The organism is Thermoflexus sp., from assembly GCF_040289485.1.
Classification (GTDB): domain Bacteria; phylum Chloroflexota; class Anaerolineae; order Thermoflexales; family Thermoflexaceae; genus Thermoflexus.
The window spans coordinates 1-891 of sequence record NZ_PSLG01000122.1 but is presented as its reverse complement, the minus strand read 5'-3'; the positions used below and the strand labels follow the sequence as shown (position 1 = coordinate 891).

Genomic DNA, 891 nt, shown 5'->3' with positions numbered 1-891 from the left:
TCTCCCTCCTGGGCCCACCGGCGGCGCGACTCGTCCAGGAGCCACAGACCCTGGACGTTCCGGAGGAAGCAGATGGTGCCGAAGGCGCCGCCCTCGTTGGTGAAGCCCGCGGCCTGGGCCTCGGGGGTGATCAGGGGACGCGCGAGCTCCGTGCCCACAAGAGACCAGGTGCCGGAGCTGATGTAGGCGAAGGGGACATGCGAAGACGGCACGGCGGCCACGGCCGACGCCGTGTCGTGACAGGCAGGCGCGATGACCCGGACGTCGGGGACCCCCAGGTCCTCGGAGACAGAGGGGTGCAGAGTCCCCAGGAGGGTGCCGGGGGGGACGATCCGGGGGAAGATGTGGGCGGGGATCCCGAGCCGGTCCAGGAGGTCCTCCGCCCACGTGCCCCCCGTGGCGTCGTAGCACTGGGTCGTGGTGGCGTTGGTGTACTCGCAGACGGCTTCACCCGTCAGCCAGTAGTTGATGAGGTCGGAGACCATGAGGAACGTCGAGGCGACCTCGAGCGCCGGGGCGCGGCGGACGGCCATGGCGGTGAGCTGGACGAGGGTGTTGATGGACAGGAACTGGATGCCCGTCCGCCGGTAGAGCTCGTCCCGCGAGATGCGCCGGGTCACCTCCTCCAGCATCCCTTCCGTGCGGGGGTCCCGGTAGTGGTAGGGGTTCTCCAGGAGCGCGCCCGTGCGGTCCAGGAGGGCGAAGTCCACGCCCCACGTGTCCAGGCCGACGCTGGCGAGAGGCCCGTAGGCCCATGCGCGCTGGATGCCCACCGTGACCTCCTGGAACAACCTCAGGACGTCCCAGTGGAGGCCCGTGGGCACCCGGACGGGGCCGTTGGGGAAGCGGTGGACCTCTGTGAGCCGGACTGCACCCTCCTCCACCTCGCCA

The 891-nt window shown here is 70.5% G+C and carries 1 protein-coding gene; it reads right to left on the bottom strand.

Annotated features, from left to right (window positions below):
* Positions 1–773 (bottom strand): rhamnulokinase (locus C4313_RS11580; RefSeq protein ID WP_352430002.1); only part of this gene is annotated, 773 nt, incomplete at its 3' end.
* Between the last annotated feature and the right edge of the window lie 118 nt (positions 774–891).